This window comes from Enterobacter sp. BIGb0383, assembly GCF_003751845.1.
GTDB lineage: Bacteria > Pseudomonadota > Gammaproteobacteria > Enterobacterales > Enterobacteriaceae > BIGb0383.
In genome coordinates, this window is record NZ_RJKQ01000002.1 from 584,705 (window position 1) to 610,445 (window position 25,741).

The following is a 25,741-nucleotide window of genomic DNA, read 5'->3' on the forward strand; positions in this document are numbered from 1 at the left end:
CACGCCCTCCTCCTTTAGTGCAAAGGCAACGCCGCAAAGGTTGTGTTAGGCTGGGCAGGATAACCGTTTATCAAAGGAGATGAGTATGGCCGTTTCAGCACGTAACCAGCTTACAGGCACCGTCAGCGCAACCTCGCACGGCGCCGTGAATGATGAAATTGAACTGACGCTGTCCGGCGGTGCCCGACTGGTCGCCGTAGTGACCACCAGCAGTAAAGAGGCGCTGGGCCTGGTTCCCGGGAAAGAGGCCATTGCTCTGATTAAAGCCCCGTGGGTGACCCTTGCCAGCGAAGATTGTGGCCTGAAATTCTCTGCCCGCAACCAGTTTGCCGGTGAAATCACGTCGGTCAGCGAGGGCGCGGTGAATGCCACCGTTCATCTGCAGACCGATGCCGGTTTTGAGATTGTCGCCGTGGTCACTAACGAAAGCCGCGACGAGATGAACCTGACCCAGGGCAAACGCGTTATCGCCCTGATCAAAGCCTCGGCGATCCTTATCGCGACCCGCGCGTAATCATTCAACCACCTGTTTTATTTCATTTTTTATAAAACAGTATTTTGTGATTGCTCTCGCGTTACTGCTTCCCCGCCAATGATACATAAGCGTTTTCACTCTGGAGACGCTTATGAATGCTTTATCGCTTTCCGGTGCCGCACTGCTGCTGTGCGCCTCTCAAACCGCCCTTGCCACAGGCCCGATGTCGTTTCCTGTCTGGCCCGGCGGCGAAGCGCCTGGCGCCAGCACCAGCTCAGTGCGCTATGAACTCAGTGAACGCAGTAAAGATCCCGCCCTGCCCGACAGGGCTGTAACCGGGATTCGTGCGCCGGAGATTACCGTCTATGCACCGGAAAAACCGAACGGTTCGGCCCTGCTGGTGATCCCCGGCGGTTCCTATAAGCGCGTGGTGCTGGATAAAGAGGGCAGCGATCTGGCTCCGCTGTTTAACGCCCGCGGCTACACCCTGTTTGTGATGACCTACCGGATGCCCGGCGACGGCCATGCGGAAGGCGCGGATGCGCCGTTGGCAGATGCCCAGCGGGCGCTGCGGACGCTACGCGCCCGCGCCGGGGAGTGGAACCTCGACGCCGGTAAAATTGGCGTCATGGGCTTTTCAGCGGGCGGCCATCTGGCAGCCAGCCTGGAGACGCGCTATCAGGAAGGCGTGTATCGCCCGACGGACGCCATTGACCGCCAGAGCGCACGGCCCGATTTCGTGCTGCTCGGCTATCCGGTGATCTCCATGGACCAGGCCATCGCCCATCCCGGCTCGCGAAAAGAGCTGACCGGCGATAAGCCGACGGACGCGCAGCTGAACCGCTATTCACCGGAGTTGCACGTCACCGCCGATACGCCGCCCACTTTCCTGATGCACGCCGTGGACGACCCTTCCGTACCGATGGATAACTCGCTGGTGATGTTTAACGCGCTGCGGGCGAAAAAAGTCCCGGCAGAACTGCATCTGTTTGCCGAAGGTAAGCACGGATTTGGGATCAGAAACGTTCAGGGAATGCCGGCCGCACTCTGGCCGCAGATGGCTATGAACTGGATCGCCGCCCTGCCGGAGAAAAAGCCCTGAGGGTTATTTTCGCGGACGGTACTTTTCGGGGAGTTCAGGAACGGGCCGTCTGTCATCAATCAGATGACGGATGGTCAGTATCGGGTGACGTAGCAGCATACGTGGACCTGCCCAGCGCATAATCTGCTTCATCTCTTCCCGCTTCGCAGGCTGATAGCAGTGGACCGGACACTGTTTGCAGGCGGGTTTCTCTTCACCGAATACACATTTATCGAGGCGCTTGTTCGCGTAGGCCTGCAGCGCCTGATAGTGCTCTGCGCTTTCAGAAGCCTGCGGGCCGCTGCACTGCCAGAGCGCAATCATCTTACCGATGGTCAGCTTTTCACGAAGGATGCGTTTTCCGGACATAACAGTTCCCGCCTCTTAAAAGTGCATTAATAATACACCTTACAAAGACGGGAACCAATCCACCCTAAGTGTTAGCGCGCCATGGTATAGGGGTTGAGATCAATATGCTGGCTGAAATGGTGGTCGATCTCGCTCTGATGCGAAACCGCAATCACCGTACAGTCCGGCAGACGCGCTTTGATAAGCGTCAGCATCTCCTGCGCCGACTGGGCATCCAGGCTGCTGGTGGCCTCATCCAGCCAGAGGGTATCCGGCTTTAGCAGCAGCGCACGGGCAAAGGCCAGCCGCTGTTTTTGCCCGCCGGAGAGCACCTGCTCCCAGTTAAGCTGCTTATCCAGAGACGGTGCCCATTCACCCAGCCCGGTGTCGGCCAGCAGAACCGCCAGGCCTTCGCTGTCGTCGGACGGCTGCTCAGGATAGCAAAGGACTTCCCGCAGGGTGCCCTGCCCGAGATAGCTACGCTGCGGCAGCAGCAGGCTTTTCCCCTGCTGTCGCTGCCAGCGTCCTTCGAACCACGGCCAGACGCCGGTCAGCGTGCGCAGCAGGGTTGATTTCCCCATCCCGCTGCGCCCGGAGATTTTGCTCCAGCTTCCCGCCGGGAAACTGAAATCCATCCCTTTCAGCAGCGCCGTGCCCTGCGGCGTGGAGAGCGACAGCGACTCAACCTGCAGGCTCTCGCCCACCGGCGTGGTGTCTTCCGGATTCTGGCTTTCGGCAATCGCCTGACGGAACTGCTCCAGACGCTCAATACTGGCAGAGAGTTCCACCAGCGCCGTATAGACGCGGATAAACCAGCTCAGCGCCCCGTGCACCTGACCAAATGCGGAACGCACCTGCATCAGCCCGCCGAGGGTGATGGTTTTCGCCATAAACGCCGGTAGCGCGGCAAAAACCGGCACGATCAGGCTGACGCGGTTATAGCCGGTGGTGAAGAAGCCCAGATTACGTTCGCGATCCATCAGGGAACGCCAGTTCTTCACGATGCCCATAAAGGTCTGGTGAAGATGCTGTTTCTCCCAGCGCTCGCCCTGGTAGAGTGCGATCTGCTCAGCGTTATCGTGCTTGCGCAGCAGCGCCGCACGGAAATCCGCCTCCGCACGCTGTTTCTGGTAGTTCAGGCCGTGCAGGCGCTTACCGATCCAGTGGGTCACCAGGCTGCCGATCAGGGTGTAAGCCACCGCCACCCAGACCAGGTAGCCTTTGATCACCACATCATGACCGAACAGGTTAAAGGTCTGCACTCCGGAGAGCTTCCAGAGGATCCAGACAAAGGAGAAGAGCTGGGCGCTGGTGATCAGAAACGATACCGACAGGCTCACCGTTTTATCGACAAAAAAGTTAATGTCTTCGGCGATACGCTGGTCCGGGTTATCCACCCGGCCAGAGAGCGCCATCCGATAGAAAGCCTGCTTCGCCAGCCAGCTATCCACCAGATCGGCAGTCAGCGACTCGCGCCAGCGAATGATCAGTAGCTTAGTGAACCAGGCCTGATACACGAATACGCCGATATAGATCAGAATAAAGACGCAGTACTCTTTCACCAGGCTGTAGATCATCGCGCCGTTAAACGCACCCAGCGCATCATAAAAGGATTTACTCCATTCATTAATCAACACGTTGAGATAGACGATAGTTCCGCCCAGCCCGACGATAACCGCCAGCAGCAGCCAGGCGTTCCAGCTCTGCTTGCCGCTCCAGAAGGCGCGGCTTAACTGCCACACAATGGCCAGTTTCATTCTCATGGTTGGGTCTCTTGCGGTAAGACGGTGTACAGCACCCGGTTATCCGGGTTGTAAAGACGCTCAGCCATTGCGCGCACGCCTTCCAGGGTAATGGCCTGGTCAAGGGTGTTCAGGCGGCTCAGATATTCCGGGCTATTAAAGTGGCGATAGCTGAGGATTAAACGGCGCTGCACGGTCGTGATATCCTGCGCACGCGTCTGCTCGGTACGCCGGAAAGCCTGGCGTTCGTTATCCACCATTTGTGCGGTGATCTGGCCCGGCGCATCCTTCAGAGCCTGCTCTGCACGTACCGCCAGTTCCTGGGCGCGTTCGGATGAGGTGGTAAAACGCAGCTCGCTCTCAATACGGTTGTCTTTATCATTCAGCTCGCTGTTAAACAGCAGGTTATAGACGCCGCGAGCATCATCGCGCAGGGCGGTTTTCAACTGCTGATTCGCCAGGTTGCGGGCAATACTCACCTGGACCGCCTTCTCCGGGCTCCACGGCGTTTCACTAAAGCTCCACAGGCGAACATCGGCTTTTGGCTCGATATTCAGGGCTTCCTGCTGCTCACGCTGTCCCGGCAGCGGCAGCCACGGCGCGGCATTCAGCGGCTTATCGCGCACGATGCCAGCCAGATAGTGCTCAACGGATTTTTTCAGTTTATCCGCCGGCATATCGGCGAGGATAAACCAGGTCACCGGCGCCCGACGCGTGGTCTGCCACTGGGCCAGCAGATCCTTGACGGTCAGACTTAGCAGTTCGGCTTCCGTCGGCTCGGTAAACGCGGGCTTCCCGTAGCGTAGCGCGACGGTGCTTTTTGACCGTTCTGCCGACAGGGATCCCTGCTGCATCACCTGGCGACGGGCCAGCGACATAATGCTGTCTTTCATGCTGTCGGCATCAATATTGGCATCCGTATGCAGCAGCTGATAGCGGTGGAAAAGCGCGTCAATTTTATCAACGGGAGACTGACCGCTAACCTCAAGGGACCAGGCTTCCTGAGTAACGCTTAACGACAGAGCGTTATCCGCCTTCCAGCGCTGCATATCTGCGCTGCTCCAGCCCGCAGGACCACTCTGGTCGACCAGCTGTGAAGCCAGCTGGGCCTGCCAGGCCACCAGACCCTGGCTCAGATAACCCGCCTGACTGTGCGCGTTAACGCGAACGGTGTTCTTCGCCAGCGGCGTGCGCAGCCAGACCACGCGATCGCCGTTGCTGAGCGTCCACTCTTCCACTTTTTCTTTCGCAAAACGGGTTACCGCAACGCGCTTCCCGGCGGTATCGCGCACCGGCAGCGGTGCCAGAGCGGTGGTCTTCTCCGCAGGCGTCGGCTGCAGTTTTTCCGCAGCAATCGTCTGAACGCGCTGCTCAATGGCTGCGGCATCCGGCAGGCTGGCCTCGGTTTTACCCGGAATGCTGAACTGCACCAGCTGGTCCGGTGCCTGTAGCCAGCTGCGCAGACGGGTATTGATATCCGCAGCGGTAATGCCATCCAGCTCTGCCAGCGCCCTGACGGCACGGGTCTGGGTTGGGACATAGGCGTTACGGTTTTGCCAGGCGATAGCCAGCATCTGTACCCAGTCGGCAAACGCACGTTTCTCCGGTGCCGCTTTCATTTTCAGGGCCGTTTCACGAATATCAGCCTTAACGTTCTCGACATCTTTTTCGCTCACCCCGAAACGGATCAGCCTTTCACGCTCGCGGATCAGGGTGTCCAGCGCCTTGCTATGCTCACCTGGCAGCGTATCGGCAAAGAGTCCAAAGGCCACGGTGGTACGGCCAATATCGGATTTCCGCACCACCACATTGCCTACGGAAGTCGGCAGCAGATCGCGCTGGCGTTTCAGCTGGCGAGTCAGGGCGGAGAGGGTAATCTGGTTAATCAGGCGATGGCGGTATTCTCCGTCATCGGAGGCCTTAGGATCGTCAATACGGTTAACCCAGGAAACCTGACTACCGCCGCTTTCGCTATCCTGCAGGCGCACAACGCGCAGCTGGGATTCCAGCTTTTGGTTATACCAGGCCAGCGTGCGTTCCGGTAAGGCAACCGACGGCAGAGCACCGAAATGACGAACGATCAGCTCCTGAACGTCGGCGGGCTTAATATCGCCAATGATCATCAACCGCATATTGTTCGGGTGATACCAGCGCTGATAAAACGCCTGCAGCTGCGTCGCTGGCATAGTATTAATTGCGTCTTCACTGCCGATGGTCACCCGCTGCGGATAGCGGGAGCCGTCGCGCAGCGCAGCGATACGCTGGGCGTTCATCCGGGTAGCGACACCCAGTTTGCCGCGCCACTCTTCGAGAATGATTTTACGCTCATCGTCGAGGTCGGTCTGGGTGAGGCGGGCATGGGCCACCATCTGCGCCAGCGCGTTCAGAGAGGTATCCAGCCCTTTGGTGCCGTTCGGCGGGCTCATCATGTACTGGGTGCGTTCATAGTTGGTGACCGCGTTATAGTGCAGCCCACGCTTCCAGCCTTGCTTAGCCAGCGCTTCCGCCACGCCTTCAGGCCAGGCCTCGCTGGCGCGAAACACCATATGCTCAACCATATGGGCCACGCCGGACTGGGCGTCGGTTTCATCCAGGGATCCGGCATCCACGCCAAGACGAATATCAATACGCCCTTTATCGGAGTGAACGGGAACCAGCGTATAGCCCAGGCCGTTAGCCAGGGTGCCTTCGGTCAAAACCGGCAGAGGGGAACGCGTTTCCTCGCTCTGTACCGCCGGGCTGAAGGCGGAGAGACACAGCGCCACGCAGAGGCTGTGAATACCCTTACGTATCATGATTATCCTTACGATTTGCTCAAAGCGGCCGACCGGCCTGCGCCCGTCGGCAAAAAAAACCGCCCGCCACGATGTGGCGAACGGTCACAGGGGGTTACCAGTTATAGGCGACGCCGAACCAGAACTGACGTCCGGTTTTGTAGGTCACTTTAGTGCTGCCGGCTGTGCCGGTCTGTTTGGCTTCAATCACATTGTCCAGCACGTTAAGCACATCCAGCGTCAGTTCAACAGACTGATCTTTAAAGGTCGGCTGCTTCCAGCCAAACCGCCAGTCGTAGGTGAAGTAGTCGTCAAACTTTGTCTTCTCATACAGATAGGCTGTGCCGCTATAGCTACCACAGGCGCTGTTTGCCACAGGGCAGGAGATCGACCTGCTGGTATATCCCGTAATGCCGGAGTTATAACCAAGACTGTGCGTCCAGTTGAGATTGAGTGCCGGGAAGTAAGTATAGATTTTCGCACTGGCAATCCAGGGTACGTTAAAGTTCATTGCTTCCATGTCCCCTTTTTCGATCAGCTTGCCGTCGATAATCGCCATCTCGTTATCAGAGTTGCTTTCATCGTAATAAGCCTGGGAGCTGGATTTGTTCTTAATCCAGGAGGCTTCCAGCTTCCAGTTAAGATCCATCATGCTCCAGTGATGGGGGCTGACTGGCTCTGCCGTCAGGGACCAGGTATCACCGGCGGTCTTCGCACTGTTGGTCATGATGTAACGTTTCTGCCCGTTTTCATCGACGGTTCTGTCACGACCAAACTGGTCCCGCCCCTGGCGATTTACCCACTTAACCGTCCAGACAGAGTTGAGTATGCGTTGGGAGAGGCCCAGCGACAGCTCATCACTGTAAGGCGTTTTCAGATCGGAGATATCGTAATCGAAAGAGTTATAACCGACGGTATCGCCCACCCATGGCGAATTCGCATTGGTGCGCGTCTGGGCGATTTTTGCGCTGATCCCCGTGCGTAACTTATAGGCCAGGATACTCTGACCATAGTAACGGTTAGCTCCGCCGAACAGACGCGTGCTCTTATCGCCAAAGACATCCAGTGATGCGGCAAAGCGCGGCGCAGCGGTTAGGTTCTGCATAAAATCGTCATACTGCACGCGCACGCCCGGGGTCACTTCCAGACGTTTGTAAGTCATGCTGTCCTGCAGATAGACGGCATAGTCGGTATAGCTGCCCTGCTCGGTACGCTGCGGGTAGAGCGTGCGACGTTTGAAATATTGCTCACCGTCAATACAGAAGTCATCACCGGCCTGGCAAACGACATTTTTATCAATGGTGGCCACACCGTTATTGCTGGCAACATCGCGGAAGCGGCGATAGCGGGTCTCGTAGAGACCAAGCTCCCACCCGGCATCAACCTGATGGCCCACGCCAAGCCCGGCGAAGGGCGTAAACTCGTAGTCCTGCTTAAACCGGGTCGTGGATTTGTCGGTGCTATAGGTACCGTAACCCCCGAGATGACCGTATTGCACTTTGGCACTGGCCGCTGAACTGCCCCAGGTTATGGTGTCAGAGACAAAGTTGCTTGCAGTATTGTAACGATACCAGGTCTGATAAGTGTCAGACTCCTGCTCGATTTTATTCTGATCAAACTGATAGCCAACCAGGCTGGTAACCTTCCCCCAGGGCGCATAATGTTCCCATTCGATATTCCCGCGGTAGCCACCGCCGGTATTGGAGAAGCCGCCGTTTTTAACGTTATCTTTGTTGTAGGTCGATTTGTGCGGAGAGTACATCCCGGTCATGCGGAAAATATCGCCGTTATCCGCAAACCAGATGCCTTTTAGTAAGTACGTCTCACCCAGGCGTTTCTGGTTATCCCATTCACCCATGACGGACTGGTATTGCGGGATCACCGACTCCTGCCGGTTATAGGCGAAGATAATGCCGCTCTGATCATTAATCGGCTGGTTGACCGTTAAGGTATAAAAATTCTTGGTAAATTGCGGCTGGTTATAAAATTTGGTGGCCGCGTAAAAATCCGACTCATCCTCGTCATTAAGATGATATTTAGTCCAGTTATCGCGGGAGGTGCGCCAGGAAACTTTTCCGCTGACGCGATCCAGAGACGGGTCGATCAGTCGGGCATCGACCACACCGCCGGTAAAGTTACCGTACTTTGCAGAAACGTTGCTGTCGAAAACTTCAACTCTGTCGAGCAGTTCCGTATTTATCCAGAACGACTGGGTGCCGCCTGCGGGCAGATCTGTCGGGGAAAAACCATCTGGCGGCAACGTTAAGTCACCGTTATTCGCACCCGGATTAACGTTGTTATTGTTCGACAGCCCGTCGATCATAAAGTTGTTGTTATAGAATTTCTCACCGTGGAAGGAGACATTCTCCGGGGCAATTTCGCCGGGGTTAATGCTGGAGTTAGTATCGTTAGAAAAACGCACATTCGGATTACTTTTGAGTAATTCCGTAATGTTTCCGTTCCCCATCGGCGTTTTTTTGATTTGATCCGCATTAATTATCTGCGTCCCCATCGACTGGCTGGTCGGGGCAGAGCGTACAACAATAGTATCATCGACAGCATTTTCTTCCTGTGCCGGAGAGACTTGTTCCACGTTACTTGTTTGATTAATTTCAGCCTGGCTTTCAGCCATAACTGGCGCAGCAATAATGCTGAGCGGAATAACAATACACCCGACCTGTTTCATGAAAAATTCCCAGAGATAAAATCAGTTAATGACCTGAATACGTCCATCAAGTTTGAAAATAACGGTGACAACCTGGTTTTTAAGTTCGCCAGTGGTGTCATAGCGCCAGCGGGCAATATCCCGACGGAGATCGCTGCTAAATACGTCCGGCGGGTTTTCCGCCAGGATTTGAATATTGGTGACGGTGCCGGAGGCGGTGACGTCATACTTCACGCGGACCTGCCCTTCGACGCCCAGCGAGCGGGCGCGGGTGGGATAGTTCACCCGACGGTGCAGAATGCGGAACTGAGTGCTGGTGTTATTGCCCGCCCCTTTTGCCGCATTGCCTGACGCGCTTTCGCCTGGCTGCTGCGCGCTCCCGGAAGAGGGCTGACTGACGCCAGACGATGAGGTGGTAGCCTCTGTTGCAACGGGACCTGCAGGGCGTGCCGCTTCGCTGGGAGCGCTCACAACTGCAGGCGCACTCGGCTTCGCTTTTTCCACAACCGGGCGTGGTTTTTCAACAGGTTTACTCTGGCGAAGCGGGGATTTTTTGACGATCGGTTTTTCCGGGGCAACGGGCTTTTGCGCGACCACAATCTCGGCGTTCTCGGCCACGACGGTTTTAACCGGCGGCTCCAGCATCACCGGCACGGTAGTCGGTGGCGGTGCCGCCACATTTTCCGCAACGGGAGGGGCCATCGCGACCACCGACATGGCGCTGCCTGCCCGACCGGCCGTGTCGACCGGAGACAAACTTCTGCTGCTGGTATAGCCGATAAATGCCGCCAGCAGCGCACCGTGTACCAGCAAAGAGAGAACGCCCGCAGCGCTTTTACGCCACAGCGGGTTTCCATCATTACGGTCATTGGACGGCACATTAACGCCATCAGCAGCATATTGCGGGATCATGAAAGTTTTCGCCCTGCCCCACGTAATGACCCGTTCGCGCTATCCGACACTCCATGCCGGAACCATTAACAACGGACGGTTCACCTGTATTAGTTGTTTTATTACAGTGGGTTGTGTTTTTTTGTTATTAGGATAAATCCGCTATCCCTGTAGAGGGAACGGATCTTATCGATAATGATTCTGATTTGCAATCCAATTATCATTAGCCTTATTAGTTAGAAAAACCACGAATAAACAGCCGGTTGATTCCTGACGACTGGTTTTACGTCGGGGTATCCGTAAGATAAACCGTACAACCGCCCCTGTAACAACGCCGGACACCCTATGCAAAGACTGGATTGCGATCGCATGTTTATCGCCGTGATGGAAAGCGGCAGCTTTACCGCCGCCGCCCAGCGGCTGGGCACCAGCCACGGTCAGGCATCGAAACTGATCTCCCGTCTTGAGCAGGCGCTGGGCGTGCAGCTTTTCCGCCGCAGCACCCGCTCCCTGACGCCGACGGATGTTGGCAACGCCTACTATCAGCGGGTCCGCCCGCTGATTGCAGACTACGATGCCCTCAACGATTCGGTGCGCAATATTGCCGGTTCGCCCGCCGGGGTACTGAGAATCTCCGCGCCGGTCACCTTCGGGACACGGCAGCTTACCGGCCATCTGGTGGAGTTTGCCCGTCGCTACGCCGATATCGAACTGGACGTCAGCTTCAACGATCGTCTGGTCAGCGTCGTCGATGAGGGCTTCGATCTCGCCCTGCGGATAGGGCATCTTGAAGACAGTAATCTGATTGCCCGCAAGCTGTGCGATATCCGCGTGATAACCCTGGCTTCCGAAGGCTATCTTGCTGCCCGTGGCGTCCCCGAACACTGGAGCCAGCTGGCGCAGCACGACTGTATTATTGACACTAATTTCCGCGAGCCGGGTCAGTGGCGATACCGCGATGCCCACGGCCACACGCATACCCAGACCGTCCGGGCCAAAATGCGCTTTTCCAACGCCGAGGTCTGTCTGCAGGCTGCCTGCGCCGACCTCGGCATTACCCGGCTGCCAACCTTTGTCGCCAGCCGCGCCGTACAGGAGGGGCTTGTCCGCCCCCTGCTCCAGACCTGTGAAGCCGCGCCCCTTGGGCTGTTTGCTGTCTACTCTCCGGCTAAATATCTGGCCGCCCGTTCCCGGCTGCTGATCGACTTTCTGATTGCAGCTTTCGCCGGTCAACCGGATTGGGATAGCGGCCTTTGATTTATTCCATTTTGGAAATAAAGTTGCGCCGTACGGCCAGATAATCATCCATATGGAAAGAGTTTATAGTCCTTCTTATTCACTGAATTGAGAGGAGATCACCATGCTGGTAAACGGAAAATGGACCGCCGAATGGCACCCGGTTCAGGCCACCGATGAGAAAGGCGGCTTTGTGCGCCAGACCTCCAGCTTCCGCCACTGGGTCACCCCGGACGGTGCGCCAGGCATCACCGGCAGCGGCGGTTTTATCGCTGAGCCGGACCGTTATCATCTCTACGTGGCGCTGATTTGCCCCTGGGCATCCCGGACGCTGATCGCCCGCAAGCTCAAGGGGCTGGAATCGGTCATTAGCCTGTCGGTGGTCGAACCCTGGCTGCTGGATGAAGGCTGGCATTTCGGCGACTATCCCGGCGCAACCCGGGATACGGTGAATCATAAAGAGTGGCTCCACCAGCTCTACACTCAGGCTGACAGCGGCTTTACCGGTCGGGCGACCGTACCGGTACTCTGGGATAAAAAGACGCACACCATCGTCAACAATGAATCCGCCGATATCGTCAGAATGCTTAATAGCGGTTTTGGCACGCTGGCCGATTCACGTATCGATCTCTACCCGGCGGCGCTGCGGGAAGAGATCGACCAGTTGAATGCGGAGATCTATCCCCGACTGAATAATGGCGTCTATCGCGCCGGTTTTGCCACCACCCAGGAGAGCTATCAGGAAGCCTGTGACGGCGTCTTCGCCATGCTCGATAGTCTGGAAAACCGCCTTGCCGACGGCCGTCCTTTCCTGACCGGAAGTGAATTTACCGAAGCGGATATCCGCCTGTTTGTCACCCTGATCCGCTTCGATGCGGCCTATCACGGCATCTTTAAATGCAACCTGCGCCCGCTTCAGGCTTATGCCCGGCTGCTGGGCTATACCCGACGGATCCTGGCGATACCGGGCATCCGCGAAACGGTCAATATCGATCATATTAAACAGGGCTACTACTCCATCAAGGCGCTGAACCCGAACGGGATCGTCCCCACGGGTCCGGACCTTGGCGCTTACTGGCCTGAGGAACAACACCATGGCTAAAAAACTGGTCATACTGCTGCACGGCGTTGGCAGCAGTGGCAGCGACTTCGGCAACCTGGTGACCTGGTGGCAGCAAAGCCTGCCCGACGTCACCTTCGTGACGCCGGACGGCACGCAGCGCTTCGATATGGGCGGCGCGGGTTTTCAGTGGTTTAGCGTTAACGGGGTCACCGAAGCCAACCGGGCGGAGAGAATTGTACAGGCGCGAGCCGCGTTCGATGCCCATCTGCAGACGATCTTCAGCCGCTACGATGTTGACCCAACCCAGGACAAGCTGATTCTGGCCGGTTTTTCCCAGGGCGGGATTATGGCCCTTGACGTACTGGTCAGCGACCGTCTTCCGCTGTGTGGCGTCATCGCGTTTTCAGCCCGCCTCTCCTCTCCCGAACCGTTTAACCGGGTTGTCGGGGCAGAGGCGCTGATTATCCACGGTAAAGCCGATCCGGTGATCCCCTGGCATGAAGGCGAAAGCGCCGCCGCACGACTGGAAGCGCTGGGCGTGCCGGTCACCACGCACTTTGAAGAGGGCGTACCGCATACAATCTCCCCCCAGGGCCTGCGCCTGGCACAGGACTTTATTCAGCGAAAATTTCTGAGCTGAGCATATAATGCCGGAGGGAAACCTTCGGCATTATCTATTTCGCTGGTTATTATGCGTTTCTCTGGCTGAATATTCGCAGCAATCATCTTAATGTTTTTCTGAAAATACGCCATCACAGGCGGAAACCATTGACAGTCAATCGCGCCGGGCTATATATCTAATCCTACATAAGGATGAGTGGTTTTTAACACCGGGGAACCCGCATGAATAATATACCTGCACACCAACCTCCCAAAAATACATTTTCACCATGAATAGATAGTATCATTATCGAAAAACATAACGGAATAGCTTAGCATTCCCCTGAAGTCTTGCTCTTACCGTCGATATCATTAGCACGGAGGATATGAGATTGAAATATGACGGGATTGATACTAAGGTCCTTCTCAAGAAAAGGGAAAAGTTGATATTTGTTCTAATCAGTTGTTTTCTGGCTGAAGGGGCAGGATATCTTCTGCACAAGCATATCGACAAACATGCTGGTATTGCTGCGCTGTCTATTTCACTATTTGTGACTGCACTTATCCTATCCATTATTTATACGGTAGCGGATACATTACCCCTACGTCTTAAGTACATACACGGACGAAAAGACATTCCTAAAGAAGCACTGGACATAGATTATTGGTTTTGTATCGGAAGGGCCATCCCGGTAATGTTGGGTATGATTTGCCATAACATAAAATCCATCTGGGATATTATACACGGAGGTTATTTATGAGTGAAAAAACATCATCTGAAAACATAGATTCAGACAGAATTGATTTTATTGATACTGCGAATAGCATTATGAATGCAATACAGGTTGCACTTGGGAAAATATCTCAAACAGAAATGATGAAACCACTTTCTCAGTCTTTGAGCATTATAAGTGGAAAATTTGGTTCCGTCACTTCCCTGGCCAATCTGATGGTTAAATATCGCAACGGCACAGATACCGCCAGTGACTGGCTCGACGCAAGCAGCGATATTACAGCTTTGTTTGCTGGTCGTCATCCGTACGGTGCAGCTCTCGCAACCATTCTGGGGATCGCTTCTTTCCTGGCATCAGAAGATGCCCAGAACATGGCTAACGCCGTGCTTGAGGGCGCACGTAAATACGGCATCGTCGATCCCCATAGCGGCGAATGGCTGCTGCCGCCGGACAGCCTGTTACCCGGGCTCGGGGGTGACGCATCCGGGCCGAGCAAGAACCCGGCGCAGAAAATATTCAGCCCGGTAATTCTTGACCTCGATAATGACGGCGTGGAGACCCTCTCCCTTGATGCCGGGATTTTCTTTGATCACGACGGTAACCGGTTTGCGGAGCGGTCCGGATGGGTCGCGCCCGATGACGGGCTGCTGGTGCTGGATCGCGACGACAACGGGATTATCGATAGCGGCAGCGAACTGTTCGGTGACAGCACCTGGCTTGAAAACGGCGAGCTGGCGGCTAACGGGTATCAGGCCCTGCAGGCGCTGGACAGTAACCAGGACGGCGTGCTGGACGGAAACGATCCGCTCTGGCAGCAGCTTCAGGTTTGGCAGGATCGCAACAGCAATGGCCGGGTTGACGACGGGGAGCTGCTGACGATGGAGCAGGCTGACGTGGCGTCCATTGGCACCGGCTACCAGAACTCATCCCGCGTGGACGGCCAGGGAAATGCGCATAAGCAAATCGGTATCTTCACCCGAACGGATGGATCTACAGGCCAGTCTGCCGATGTCTGGTTTGCCACCGATACCCGTTCCAGCCGCTATAACGGAGATGCCAGCCTGACAGAGGCGATCCGCGCCCTGCCCTGGGTGCAGGGCTTCGGCAATCTGGCCGATCTTCATATCGCCATGAAAAATAGTGAGCCGCTAAAGGCTCTGGTGATGCAGTTTGTCGCCGATCCGCAGGCCGCCAAAAATACGGGACTGATTCAGGAGATTATGTATGCCTGGGCCGGGGTGAGCGAGATAGCCAGTAACAGCCGGGGCGCGTATATCGATGCCCGCCAGCTGGCGGTGCTGGAAATCGCTACCGGCAGCGGCTATCGGAATGAAACCAACGACACAACGGACCCGCTTCAGAATGCGGCCAAAACGCTCCAGAATGAATACCAGCGCTTTGCGGCCTTTACCGAAGCCAGACTGCTGGCACAGACGCTGTACCGTGACGCGTTTGATCTGATTCGTGTGGAAATTGATGCGGATTCCGCCGCCGTGTCCCTGAATGTTGCCGCCTTCGAAGCCCATCTTTCGGCCCTGAAGGGCAGCAACATGATTCAGTTTCTCCAGCTGAGCAGTACATTGTATGCCTGGTTTGAGTATCAGCCTTCTTTCAACGCGATCAGGGATCGGCTGGGGATCCCTTCAAACCGGATCTTTACGGGCAGCGAGGCGGATGATGTACTGACCGGGAATGCCGCAAATGACTTTATTGTCGGCGGGTCTGGCAACGATATTCTGAAAGGAGGCAGCGGCAGCGATACCTATATTTTTAACGTCGGAGATGGCCAGGACACTCTCTTTGACAACCGTTTCTACTTCGATGAAGTGGACGTCCTGCGCTTCGGGGAGGGGATCCTGCCGGAGCAGGTACGCCTGTCCCGAACCACCAGCACCGGCTGGAGCAACCACCTGATCCTGTCGATAGCGGACGGCAGCGACTGCGTCACGATAAATAACTTCTTCGACAGCGTCAGCTACGAGATAGAGCGAATAGAGTTTGCCGACGGTACCGTCTGGAACCCGGCGATCCTAAAAGCCATGTTGCTGACCGTCACAGAGGAGGCCGATACGCTCTGGGCCTATAACGAAGGAAGCGAAATCCACGCTGCGGGCGGCAACGACAGGCTAACGGGTGTCGATGGCAATGACCGCCTCTACGGCGATGAGGGTGACGACACTCTGAATGGCGGCTCGGGCAATGACCTGCTGGACGGTGGGGCCGGAGATGACGTGCTGACAGGAGGATGGGGTAAAGACATGCTGGCAGGCGGAACCGGCAACGATATCCTCAATGGCGGCTACGGGAGCGATATTTATCTGTTTAACGCCGGAGACGGCCAGGACACCCTCACCGATAACCGCCTCTATACCGAGGAAGTGGATATTCTGCGCTTCGGCGAGGGGATCCTGCCGGAGCAGGTACACCTGTCGCGGACGTTCAGCGCAGGGCAGAAAAACCATCTGATCCTGTCGATAGCCGATGGCACCGATCGCATCACGATAAATAACTTCTTCGACAACGTCGGCTATGAAATAGAGCGGATCGAGTTTGCCGACGGCACCGTCTGGGACCTCGCATCCATAAAAGCGAGGGTGCTGACCACGACAGAAGAAGCCGATACGCTGTGGGCCTGCAAGGAAGGAAGCGAAATCCACGCTGCGGGCGGCGATGACACGTTGAAGGGACTCGACGGCAATGACATGCTTTACGGCGACGAGGGTAACGACACGCTGGATGGCGGTTCCGGTAACGACTTGCTGGCAGGCGGGGCCGGAAACGACGTGCTGACGGGAGGATGGGGTAAGGACCTGCTGGTGGGTGGAACCGGCAACGATATCCTCCAGGGCGGCTACGGCAGCGATACCTACCTGTTTAACGCCGGTGACGGCCAGGATGTCATTACCGATAACCGCCTCTATACCGAGGAGGTGGATATCCTGCGCTTCGGCGAAGGGATCCTGCCGGAGCAGGTACGCCTGTCGCGAACGTTCAGCACATCACGGAGCAATCATCTGATCCTGTCGATAGCCGACGGTACCGACCGCGTTACGGTGAATAACTTCTTCGACTATGAGAGCAACAGAATAGAGCGCATCGAGTTCGCGGATGGCACGCTCTGGTTGCCCGAAGATATCCTCAACTACACGGAACACGGTATTGCCCTGCCGGTCACGGAAGCCGCCGATAACGCGATCTCTTTCGCCCTGCTCAAACAGGATATCAGCCTCTTTCTGGCCGATGGCGACGGAGATGACAGCGGCGTGTCCGAGGTCGTGACGCCGCTGGCAACGGCTTACAACAGCCCGGAAAGCCTGAGATCCATCGCCGGTTACTGACAGAGGGACAGGATGTCTGAGGAAAGCCTTTTATGGCAGGGATTCGCGCTAATCGCGGGCTTCCATGGGATCGCCGTTAATCTTCCTGCGCTGCGGGAGCAGTTCAGGACCGACGCAAATCATGAGGTCGCCCTGCAGCTAACCCGTGCCGCACGCCATAGCGGGCTGCGCTGTCGATACCACCGAAAGCTCAGAGTGACCGATAAACTCCCGATCCCGGCGCTGCTCCACCTGCCAGAGAGAGGCGTCGTGCTGTTGCTGGCCGTAAAAAACGGGCAGTGGCTTATTCAATCCCCGGAAGCTCAGCGCCCGGAAACTCACGCGATGCCGGAGGGATCCGTCGTAAGCGGTTTTCTCTTCACCCGCCGTTTTTCAGCGGAGCAGCTGGCACGCGAATTTAACTTCCGCTGGTTTCTGCAGGCCTTTATGCGCTACCGGCAGCTGATTGGCGAAGTCTTGCTAGCGTCGTTTTTTATTCAGCTCCTGGCCCTGGTCACCCCGCTCTTTTTTCAGGTCGTGGTGGACAAGGTTCTGGCACATCAGAGCCTGACAACGCTGGACGTACTGGCGCTGGGCATGTTTTGTATTACCCTGGCAGAGGTCGTGCTGGATGGTTTACGAAATTATCAGCTGGCGCACACCTCTCAGCGCATTGATGCCACCCTGAGCTCGCTGCTTTACCGGCACCTGCTGGCCCTGCCGCTGGCCTGGTTCCGGGGACGCCAGGCCGGGGTCACGGTGGCGAGAGTCCACGAGCTGAAAACGGTGCGCGAGTTCCTCACCGGCAGCGCCCTGACTCTGTGTCTTGACCTGCTGTTCACCGTCGTCTTCTTTGTGGTGATGGCATTCTATAGCCTGCCGCTGACCCTGATCGTGCTGACCTCGCTGGTGCCCTACATTCTGTTATCCGTGGCGATCACCCGCCCGCTGCGTCAGCGGCTGGACGAACAGTTTCGTCAGGGGGCGCAGAATCAGGCCTTTCTGGTGGAAAGCATCACGGCGATTGAGCCCGTCAAGGCGATGTCGGTTGAGCACCAGATGGCCCGCCGTTGGGATGAGCAGATCGCCGCCTTTGTCAGCAGCTGTTTCCAGACCCGCAACCTGGGCAATATTGCCAGCCAGATATCCCGTTTTATCAGTAAGATAACCAGCGTCGCGATCCTGTGGTACGGCGCGCAGCAGGTGATTATGGGCGAGCTAACGGTGGGTGGTCTGATTGCCTTCAATATGTTTGCCGGTCAGGTTACCGCGCCCGTTCTGCGGCTTGTGCAGCTATGGCAGGATATCCAGCAGGTCTCCGTATCGGTCCGGCGGCTGGGGGATATTTTAAACGTTCCACCGGAGAAACCGCCGGAAAGCGGTATCACGCTGGCGACGATTAAGGGCGCCGTGCGCTTTGCCAATATCCGTTTCTCTTACCGCCAGGACGATGCCCCGGTGCTGGACGGGGTCACCCTGACGGTCCGTCCCGGCGAGTGCATCGGCATTGTGGGCCGCTCCGGCTCGGGGAAAAGTACCCTCGCACGTCTGATCCAGCGTCTGTACCTGCCCGGCTCCGGGCAAATCTTTATCGACGGGACGGATATTGCCCATACCGATCCCGGCTGGCTACGTCGTCAGGTGGGCGTTGTACTGCAGGAGACCCAGCTCTTCTCCGGCTCCATCCGGGATAACATCGCCCTGGCGGTACCCGATGCCTCGGTGGCACAGATAACCGAAGCCGCAACGCTGGCGGGTGCCCACGAATTTATCAGCGCCCTTCCTCAGGGATATGACACCCCTGTCGGCGAGCATGGCAGCCAGCTTTCCGGTGGACAGAAGCAGCGGATCGGGATCGCAAGGGCTCTGATTACCCAACCCACAATCCTGATCTTTGATGAAGCCACCAGCGCGCTGGACTATGAGTCCGAGCGCGTGATCCAGCAAAATATGGCCGAGATCTGCCGGGACAGAACCGTGTTTATTATCGCGCACCGCCTGTCGGCCGTCCGCCGCGCCGACCGGATTATCGCCATGGAAGCCGGGCGCATTATTGAACAGGGTTCTCACAACGAACTGCTGACGCAGGGCGGTCTGTATGCGCGTCTGAATGCCCTGCAGAATGGAGATGCCGGATGAGTGCCAGGTATCGGGAATTCCTGCCCGCCGTCCTGGAAATTCAGGAGACGCCGCCCTCACCCGCCGGGCGGTTTATTCTGTGGAGTATTATCGTGCTGTTGACCGCAGCGGTTATCTGGGCGGCCTGCGGGAAGGTGGATATTGTCGCCGTCACCCAGGGGAAAGTGGTTATCAGTGAGCTGTCGCGGCCGGTGAATACGGTCGTCACCGCCGAGGTAACCGCCGTCCTGGTGCGGGATGGGATGCAGGTGAAGCAGGGGCAGACGCTGATAAAACTCAACGGTCGGCATCTGGAGGAACAGGCGGCAGAAAATCGCCTCCGTCAGCGGCTTAATCGCTTCCAAATTGCCCGTCTGCAGCGGCTGGAGCGTCATTACCAGGGAGCATCGATTTCCGCGACGCTCCCGGACGCCTTCCGTCAGGAGGACAATACGCTGGCTCAGCAGATTTCGGCCCGGCTGGTGGCGGAAATGGACCAGGACCGGCGCGAAAAAGTGGTGTACGACACCCAGAAAGCGGTACTGGAGGCTCAGCTGGCGGGGTATAACGCGCAGAAAGCGCTGGCCAGCGGACAGCTGCCCCTGTTTCAGGAGCAGTATCAGGCGCTGCAAAGCCTGCACCGTAAGCAGCTCACCAGCCGGGACAGCCTGCTGGAAGTCAGCAAGAAATACCTCGAAGCCCGGCATACGGTGGAAATGGCCGACGCCGGAATTGCGGAAATCCATAGCAGTATCGCGCGCGTGGAAGCGCAGAGGCAGGCCGGGGACGCGGAAAAAGTGAATACTCTGGTGCAGGAGATCGCCGAGCGAGCGGATGAGAACCGACTCCTGGGTAGCCAGTTGAAACAGCTGGAGTCGCAAATTGCCCATTACACGCTGCGTGCGCCGGTTTCCGGCACGGTGGAGTCTCTGGTGTTCCGTGACGCAGGCGGGGCCGTGGAGCCACCCCAGGAGTTGCTGAAAATCGTACCGGATAAGGGCGTGCTGATGGCGGAAGTGCTGGTTCTCAATCAGGACGTGGGTTTTCTGCATCCGGGCCAGCGCGTCACGGTAAAGGTCAGTACCTTTGATTTTACCCGCTACGGCTGGGTAGAAGGCGAGCTGAAACACGTCTCCGCCGATGCAACGGAAGACCGTGAAATGGGCCTCGTTTATCGGGCGGTGATCGCCCTGAATCAGCGGACGCTGAAGGTCGACGGGCAAGAAAGGCCCCTGGAGCCGGGAATGCAGGTGACGGCGGAAATCAAAACGGGCAGGCGAACAGTTCTGAGCTATCTGCTCAGTCCGATGATGGAAGCGCTGGATAGCGTGGGTAAACAACGTTAAGTGAAAACGCCGCCAGAATTCGATTCCGGTGGCGTTTTGGCGTTATCTCACAATCAGGACTTATTCAGCGAGATACGTAAAATACGCTCTTTGGCCCCTTCGACAAACACGTCGGGATCCCACTGGCGGTTAAAGCCCTCTTTGATCCCGACGTACAGGGTATCGAAGTCCGGCGATAGCACCATCTGATTCGGATAGAGCGGCACATTAAAGGTTTTGGTCACCTGGTAATCTTTGGCGTCCACCACGCTGAGGGTGCCGCTGGTAAAGTTGGTGACGTAAAGCTCGTTATATTTCGGGTTATATTTCACCGCGTTGGTCCCCGCGCCAGTATGCACATAGCCCAGCTGCTTGCCGTCACGCAGATCGAAGACATACAGCCCGTCGTGCGTCCCGCTGCGATCCTCATGATCGAAGACCACCGCAAAGATACGGTTAGAGGCGGAATCGATGGTCAGGTTCTGCACGCTGGTGATCTGCGGCTTAACATTCTGCAGCGGAATGGTGCGCAGTACCTTTTTGCTTACCGCATCGATCTCATTCACGTAGTCCTTGCCACCGACATAGACTTTCTGGGTTTTCTCATCGAGAGAGAGCCCGTAAGCCGTGCCGTTATAGGCATCCTTCACTTCACCCAGCAGTTTCAGAGTGGTGCCGTCAAGCATCAGCAGCTTATGGACCGGCTTTCTTCCCTCCGGGCCTTTAAGCATATTGCTGTAGCTGACAAACAGCGTATTGGCCGCCGTGCTGTAGACCATATGGCGCAGATGCTCAAAGCGGGCATCCTCCATATTGCTCTGCCCGAAGGTCAGCTTCTCGCTGGTTTTGAGCACCTTATTGCTGGCCACATCCACAAGGCTGATACGCAGGGAAGCGGACTGGGTATGACCGACATAGAGCTGGCCAGCAGACGGGTTAATCGCCAGCGAAAATGCCCGATACGGCATAGCCTGCCGGTTTTCAACGGCCAGCGTTGACGGCGAGAACGCATAAAGGTAGCCCTGATTCGCCTCCCGGTTCACTCTGTCCATCGCGGCGGCAAAGACCCGATTGTTTTTGCCGTCATAGACCATTTCATAGATCCCTTCTTCAGCCGTCTGAAGATAGTTGGTCTTCATCGCGAAACGCGAGGCTTCAGCCGTCGGCGGATCGATGGCCAGCGCCTGGGCCGAGAGGCAGCCCGCCAGTAAGACGGCGGCAATGCGCAGAGTCGTTTTCAGTTGATGCATTTTCTTGTATCCCATTAATGTTGAACCGGTCAGAAACTCAGAAATGGATTTCCCCGCCGAAAATCCAGGTACGGCCACGCGCCGTGGTGTTAATCGATGCGCCATCTCTGGCATAGCTGAGGTTCTGATTCATTTTATTCAGCGCTTCTGAATAGTCGCGGTTTTGCAGGTTCTGCACGCCCAGACGCAGCAGAACGTTATCCGTCACCTTATAGCTGCTGTAGAGATCGATAATGGTCGGGATCCTCGGCATATCCTCTTTCGGCACCGTATTGGTGTCGGTATCAATTCCCTCGGTACTCAGGCGTTTGGTTTTACCGGTGTATTTAATCAGGCCGCCGACGGTCAGCTTCTGATCGAAGAAGCGCCCGCCAATATCGACGGTGGCGTAGCTTTCCGGTAAGTCACTGATATCGTCATAGCCAAAGCTGGTGGTCGTACTGGCGATGGAGGTCGGCTGATCGGTGTCCTGCTTGCTCCAGGAGACGTTGATATAGGCCACATCGATATCGTATCCGGCTTCAATCTCATAGCCGGATGCGCTTACCGGCGACAGGCTGTTCACAGAGACGTTGGCGTTAAAGCCACTGGCAGAATTATCGATGTCGTGGCACAGCGCGCGGTTGTTGCAAAGGAAAAAGGACTCGCTGAAGATGTAATTTTTGAACCGTGATTCGTAGGCCAGCGCCTTCATACGGAAGGTATCCTTCTCGCTGAAGACCCCCTCTTTGTTGATGTTAAACCCGGCTTCGAAGGTGTCCGCCTGCTCCGGCTTCAGGAACGGATTCATCGACGCCCCGCCTTCGTTGGCGAAGAACACTTCCTGCACGTTAGGTGCGCGCGACGAACGGCTCCAGCCAACGAAGGGCTGCAGCCACGGCGTCACCTGAGCAGAGAGATTAACCGATGGATTAAACGCTCTGTCGACCAGGTTGAGCTGGGCTTCAGCCTGCGGGAAGCACAGCTCATTGTCGGCACAGGCCGGCTTCAGACCCTTAACCTTCGTTTGGGTATAGTTCAGGTTCAGATCGAGTTGATAAATGCTTCTCTTGAGGGTTAATCCCGTATAAAGCGCGGCAATATCCTGCTTGCCCGAAGGCGCAAAGGCATTTCTGTCCGTCTCATTTTCCTGGCTAAAGCTGCGGGTATAGCGGGTATTCATCAGCTTACCGCCCAGCAGGAATTCCACGTCAACGTCGGCCAGGCTAAAACGGCTGGTATTACTCATATCCAGCGAATTGGATTTATTGGTCGTCGAGGCGTCATAAAAATTATACAGCGACTCGATATTATAATCCTGGTTACCCCGGCTGGTACTGGCCTGTAAATTAAAATCAATCAGCTCATTAAGAGGAGCATAATTATAGCGCAGGTAGTAGTCGTCGCTGGTGATATCGCGCCGGGTAAACGCATTCTGATAATTTCGCCCGGCTAATTCAATCCGGTTAAACTGGTCCGGGTTAAAGTTAATTTTATACAGCTGAGAGCGCGGCTCCTGGCGCATATAGTTATTATCTTCGCCAATAAAGTCTTTACTGCTGCGGCCACCGCCATTTTGATAGGTTGCGTAGATTCGGCTGCCGCTCAGGCCGACCAGCGCGCCCAGGCTGCCGCCATTGTCAAAAAGATCGGTCTTACCGGCGACGGCAACCATTCCGGTCCGCCCCAGGCCATTATCCCCCACCGAGAAGCGGGAAAGCAGGCCCGTATTACGCCCCTCTTTCACCAGGTCATCCACCCCGATAGTGCGCATATTAGCGCTACCGACCAGGGCGTTAACGCCCTGCGAACCAGCACTGTTGCCGCGGGTGATGTCCACCTCGGCCAGGAAGTTAGGGTCGATAAGCGCGCCCGCGCTGCTGCCCGCGCCGCCGTGGTAGCTGGCGGGAGCCATGCCGAAATAGGTCTGGGTGACGCCGTCCACCATCGTGTTGACGCGTCCCAGGCCACTCATCCCACGAACGTTGACGTTGACGGCGCCCTGCAACGGATCGATCTGGGTATAGGTACCGGCCATACTGCGTAACGAGGCATCCAGACTTTGCAAATTCTCATTCAGGGTTCGCGAGCTGTGCGCCCCGGGTCGGGTGTAAGTCTGCTCAGAGGAGCCGGGGTGATTTTTTTCCGCCAGCGCATTATCCGTCACCGTCAGCGTGGAAAAGACCGACTCCCCCTCTTTTTCCTTTTCTGCGGCAGCCGCGCTACCATAAATAATAAGGCTGCCCGTCAGTACGGACCACACCATATACGAACGTTTCAATTTAACCCCCGGAAATTCATTGAGAATAGAAAAAAGCAAAAAATTGCCGCAATAAGCCAGGGCTAAATAACCCTTTTTATTTTGCGGAGATAATCATTCTTTAATAACAAATAAAAAATCGCTGTCGTTATATTTGGCTCAGCGTAAACTCAACCGGTAGCGTCACTTTATGGACGCCATTGTGTAACAGTTCTTTTGGCGGAGCCGGCAGCGGCTGCGCTTTTTGCAGAGCGGCGATGGCCGCCCGATCGAGCGAGATCGTTCCGGACGAGTTGACGAGGCTGCTGCTGAGCACGTCGCCGCCGCTATTAACGCTAAAGACAATCATCGCCGTCCCGGTTCGCTTACGCCTTCTTGCATCGTCGGGGTAATTACGCGAGCGGTTGATTTTCCCTTTTACCAGCGACTCCCAGGTCACTTTACTTTCATTAATTCGGGCTGAATCCGTGTCTATTGGCGCAGCAACACGCTGGCTAATCTGCGTCTGTACCGGCGGTGCCGCGCGGCTGGTCAGGGTCGAGTTGCCCTTTTCCTCCTGCTGCTGCTGACGGGATTTTTTCCGCGCCTCCACTTTTTTTACCGGCTGACGGGCGGCCTGTTTCAGCTCGGCCTGCTCCACTACCGGCAGTAAGGGCATCTCTTTATCCGGCACCGTCTCTTCCAGCGTCATCGCCTCTACCCTACGCTGCTGGCTGACACCCGGCGGCAATTCAGGCGTGACAAAAGAGACTTCAAACTCGGGCGAAAAGTCGATCATCACCGCCGCAGGCGATTCCGTCGACGGCGGACTGGCGAAGTGCAGCATAAACGCCGCAGCCACGCCCAGGTGCGCCATCAGGCTCACGACAGTCCCTTTCGCCCAGGGAGAGTGCGGTAAGCCGGAGGAGAAAGTCAGCACGGTCTTCATTTTTTAGCCGGTACAAACCAGATGTAGTCCGCCTGGGCATGGCTAATGTTTGTTCCCGTTGTGGAGAGCATCAGCACCACCGGTTTATCGGCGTTAAGATCGGCAAGGTGCACCGGCACCCCCACGTCTTTTGACGCATGATAACCACCGGCAATCAGCAGCGCCGGACGCGGAGCGGCCATCAGCTGCCGGGCCATAAAGCGATCCCGGTTTTGCTGGATCGACAACATTCCCCGAAGCTGTTCAGGCGAGAGTTCCCCGTTGTGCATCAGAGAGATCACCGCCGTGAGCGCATCCTGGACGGATTTATCCGTCGTCCGTTTCCCCTCAGGGAAGACCGGTGCACGATAGAGCGCGCTAACTTTTTCCCGGTTGATATTGGCCACCAGCAGAGGGTAGTCACCCGCCAGCGCCTCCAGCACAACCTCACGATAGAGCGGCCATGGCCAGCCAGGTATCCATCGCAGCGCCATCTGAATACGCTCTTCCCGCATGACGGTGCCGGACTGCACGGCCTGTTTAACCTGATTAACGGCGGTCTGCTGGTCGCTGGCGAGCATTTCCAGCAGCACGCTGCCCTGCGGGCGCTGTTTTTGCAGGTTTTTGAGCAGCCAGAGTTCAATATCGTGGTGCGCGGGATTGGTGTGCTCTTCACCGACAATCACCATCGGTGCCTGGCTCAGCAGCTGAAGTAACGCATCCGGCGTCAGCTGAGCGCCCGTTTGAGCGTTACGAATAAGCGACGAGGCCGGGATTAGCGAACTGTCTGCCCTTGAGTCGGTGCGTACCGGCTGCTGACAGGCTGCCAGCATCAGGGAGCCGCACAGCGCCAGACAGGCCATGAGGGAAGTCTTTTTTTGCATAATTTTTTTTATTGCCTTCTTTCAGAAGGATTTATCAAACTGATAGCACAGGAAAAAGATTATAAATGCTAATGATAATTAATATCAAGATC

At 56.4% G+C, this 25,741-nt stretch carries 18 protein-coding genes; 9 read left to right on the forward strand and 9 right to left on the reverse strand.

Annotated elements, in window-relative coordinates; all coding sequences use genetic code 11:
- Positions 1-85 precede the first annotated feature (85 nt).
- Positions 86-514: a molybdopterin-binding protein gene (locus EDF81_RS11220; RefSeq protein WP_123348209.1), complete on the forward strand. Its 429-nt coding sequence runs from the start codon at positions 86-88 to the stop codon at positions 512-514.
- Between the two features lie 112 nt (positions 515-626).
- Positions 627-1,577: an alpha/beta hydrolase gene (locus tag EDF81_RS11225; protein ID WP_123348210.1), complete on the forward strand. Its 951-nt coding sequence runs from the start codon at positions 627-629 to the stop codon at positions 1,575-1,577.
- A gap of 3 nt (positions 1,578-1,580) precedes the next feature.
- On the opposite strand, the gene EDF81_RS11230 is transcribed toward EDF81_RS11225, so the two are convergent.
- From EDF81_RS11230 to EDF81_RS11250, 5 genes are all read right to left on the reverse strand, one after another.
- Positions 1,581-1,925, reverse strand: a complete 345-nt coding sequence (locus tag EDF81_RS11230) for a nitrous oxide-stimulated promoter family protein (RefSeq protein ID WP_123348211.1) — start codon at positions 1,923-1,925, stop codon at positions 1,581-1,583.
- Between the two features lie 71 nt (positions 1,926-1,996).
- A complete protein-coding gene (locus EDF81_RS11235) occupies positions 1,997-3,667 on the reverse strand; it encodes an ABC transporter ATP-binding protein/permease (protein WP_123348212.1) in 1,671 nt (556 codons plus the stop codon).
- Positions 3,664-6,441 carry a M16 family metallopeptidase gene (locus tag EDF81_RS11240; RefSeq protein WP_123348213.1) on the reverse strand — a complete coding sequence of 926 codons (2,778 nt, stop codon included), beginning with the start codon at positions 6,439-6,441 and terminating at the stop codon, positions 3,664-3,666. The genes EDF81_RS11235 and EDF81_RS11240 overlap by 4 nt, the downstream gene beginning before the upstream one ends.
- Positions 6,442-6,535: 94 nt before the next feature.
- Positions 6,536-9,106: a TonB-dependent siderophore receptor gene (locus EDF81_RS11245; RefSeq protein ID WP_123348214.1), complete on the reverse strand. Its 2,571-nt coding sequence runs from the start codon at positions 9,104-9,106 to the stop codon at positions 6,536-6,538.
- 21 nt (positions 9,107-9,127) lie between these two features.
- A complete protein-coding gene (locus EDF81_RS11250; RefSeq protein ID WP_123348215.1) occupies positions 9,128-9,997 on the reverse strand; it encodes a TonB family protein in 870 nt (289 codons plus the stop codon).
- 324 nt (positions 9,998-10,321) lie between these two features.
- Here EDF81_RS11250 and EDF81_RS11255 point away from each other — a divergent pair, with 324 nt between their 5' ends.
- From EDF81_RS11255 to EDF81_RS11285, 7 genes are all read left to right on the forward strand, one after another.
- Entirely contained in the window at positions 10,322-11,233 is a 912-nt protein-coding gene (locus tag EDF81_RS11255) for a LysR family transcriptional regulator (protein ID WP_123348216.1), read from the forward strand.
- 97 nt (positions 11,234-11,330) lie between these two features.
- Entirely contained in the window at positions 11,331-12,314 is a 984-nt protein-coding gene (locus EDF81_RS11260; RefSeq protein ID WP_184999532.1) for a glutathione S-transferase family protein, read from the forward strand.
- Positions 12,307-12,915, forward strand: coding sequence for an alpha/beta hydrolase (locus EDF81_RS11265; protein ID WP_123348218.1), 609 nt, complete (start codon positions 12,307-12,309; stop codon positions 12,913-12,915). Before EDF81_RS11260 ends, EDF81_RS11265 begins: the two co-directional genes overlap by 8 nt.
- Before the next feature lie 346 nt (positions 12,916-13,261).
- Positions 13,262-13,636, forward strand: coding sequence for a hypothetical protein (locus EDF81_RS11270; protein ID WP_123348219.1), 375 nt, complete (start codon positions 13,262-13,264; stop codon positions 13,634-13,636).
- 188 nt (positions 13,637-13,824) lie between these two features.
- Entirely contained in the window at positions 13,825-16,947 is a 3,123-nt protein-coding gene (locus EDF81_RS24245; protein ID WP_184999516.1) for a calcium-binding protein, read from the forward strand.
- A gap of 12 nt (positions 16,948-16,959) precedes the next feature.
- On the forward strand, positions 16,960-19,065 hold the full coding sequence (locus EDF81_RS11280) for a type I secretion system permease/ATPase (protein ID WP_123348221.1): 2,106 nt from the start codon (positions 16,960-16,962) through the stop codon (positions 19,063-19,065).
- Entirely contained in the window at positions 19,062-20,390 is a 1,329-nt protein-coding gene (locus EDF81_RS11285; RefSeq protein ID WP_123348222.1) for an HlyD family type I secretion periplasmic adaptor subunit, read from the forward strand. Before EDF81_RS11280 ends, EDF81_RS11285 begins: the two co-directional genes overlap by 4 nt.
- A 53-nt stretch (positions 20,391-20,443) precedes the next feature.
- Here the strand turns inward: EDF81_RS11285 and EDF81_RS11290 are convergent, their stop codons facing one another.
- The 4 genes from EDF81_RS11290 to EDF81_RS11305 form a co-directional block, all read right to left on the reverse strand.
- Positions 20,444-21,619: a YncE family protein gene (locus EDF81_RS11290; protein ID WP_123348223.1), complete on the reverse strand. Its 1,176-nt coding sequence runs from the start codon at positions 21,617-21,619 to the stop codon at positions 20,444-20,446.
- A 37-nt stretch (positions 21,620-21,656) separates the two neighbouring features.
- Positions 21,657-23,864: a TonB-dependent receptor domain-containing protein gene (locus EDF81_RS11295; RefSeq protein ID WP_404851496.1), complete on the reverse strand. Its 2,208-nt coding sequence runs from the start codon at positions 23,862-23,864 to the stop codon at positions 21,657-21,659.
- Positions 23,865-24,006: 142 nt separating this feature from the next.
- The gene (locus tag EDF81_RS11300; RefSeq protein ID WP_260232700.1) at positions 24,007-24,786 is read right to left on the reverse strand and encodes a TonB family protein; all 780 of its coding nucleotides are present in this window, start codon (positions 24,784-24,786) and stop codon (positions 24,007-24,009) included.
- Complete coding sequence (locus tag EDF81_RS11305; RefSeq protein WP_123348225.1) at positions 24,783-25,649, reverse strand: ChaN family lipoprotein; 867 nt, start codon at positions 25,647-25,649, stop codon at positions 24,783-24,785. Before EDF81_RS11305 ends, EDF81_RS11300 begins: the two co-directional genes overlap by 4 nt.
- Positions 25,650-25,741: the final 92 nt, after the last annotated feature.

Coding starts and splice junctions, on each gene's coding strand:
- EDF81_RS11220 (WP_123348209.1), top strand. CDS start 86: ATGGCCGTTTCAGCACGTAACCAGCTTACAGGCACCGTCAGCGCAACC.
- EDF81_RS11225 (WP_123348210.1), top strand. CDS start 627: ATGAATGCTTTATCGCTTTCCGGTGCCGCACTGCTGCTGTGCGCCTCT.
- EDF81_RS11230 (WP_123348211.1), bottom strand. CDS start 1,925: ATGTCCGGAAAACGCATCCTTCGTGAAAAGCTGACCATCGGTAAGATG.
- EDF81_RS11235 (WP_123348212.1), bottom strand. CDS start 3,667: ATGAGAATGAAACTGGCCATTGTGTGGCAGTTAAGCCGCGCCTTCTGG.
- EDF81_RS11240 (WP_123348213.1), bottom strand. CDS start 6,441: ATGATACGTAAGGGTATTCACAGCCTCTGCGTGGCGCTGTGTCTCTCC.
- EDF81_RS11245 (WP_123348214.1), bottom strand. CDS start 9,106: ATGAAACAGGTCGGGTGTATTGTTATTCCGCTCAGCATTATTGCTGCG.
- EDF81_RS11250 (WP_123348215.1), bottom strand. CDS start 9,997: ATGATCCCGCAATATGCTGCTGATGGCGTTAATGTGCCGTCCAATGAC.
- EDF81_RS11255 (WP_123348216.1), top strand. CDS start 10,322: ATGCAAAGACTGGATTGCGATCGCATGTTTATCGCCGTGATGGAAAGC.
- EDF81_RS11265 (WP_123348218.1), top strand. CDS start 12,307: ATGGCTAAAAAACTGGTCATACTGCTGCACGGCGTTGGCAGCAGTGGC.
- EDF81_RS11270 (WP_123348219.1), top strand. CDS start 13,262: ATGAGATTGAAATATGACGGGATTGATACTAAGGTCCTTCTCAAGAAA.
- EDF81_RS24245 (WP_184999516.1), top strand. CDS start 13,825: ATGGTTAAATATCGCAACGGCACAGATACCGCCAGTGACTGGCTCGAC.
- EDF81_RS11280 (WP_123348221.1), top strand. CDS start 16,960: ATGTCTGAGGAAAGCCTTTTATGGCAGGGATTCGCGCTAATCGCGGGC.
- EDF81_RS11285 (WP_123348222.1), top strand. CDS start 19,062: ATGAGTGCCAGGTATCGGGAATTCCTGCCCGCCGTCCTGGAAATTCAG.
- EDF81_RS11290 (WP_123348223.1), bottom strand. CDS start 21,619: ATGCATCAACTGAAAACGACTCTGCGCATTGCCGCCGTCTTACTGGCG.
- EDF81_RS11295 (WP_404851496.1), bottom strand. CDS start 23,864: ATGGTGTGGTCCGTACTGACGGGCAGCCTTATTATTTATGGTAGCGCG.
- EDF81_RS11300 (WP_260232700.1), bottom strand. CDS start 24,786: ATGAAGACCGTGCTGACTTTCTCCTCCGGCTTACCGCACTCTCCCTGG.
- EDF81_RS11305 (WP_123348225.1), bottom strand. CDS start 25,649: ATGCAAAAAAAGACTTCCCTCATGGCCTGTCTGGCGCTGTGCGGCTCC.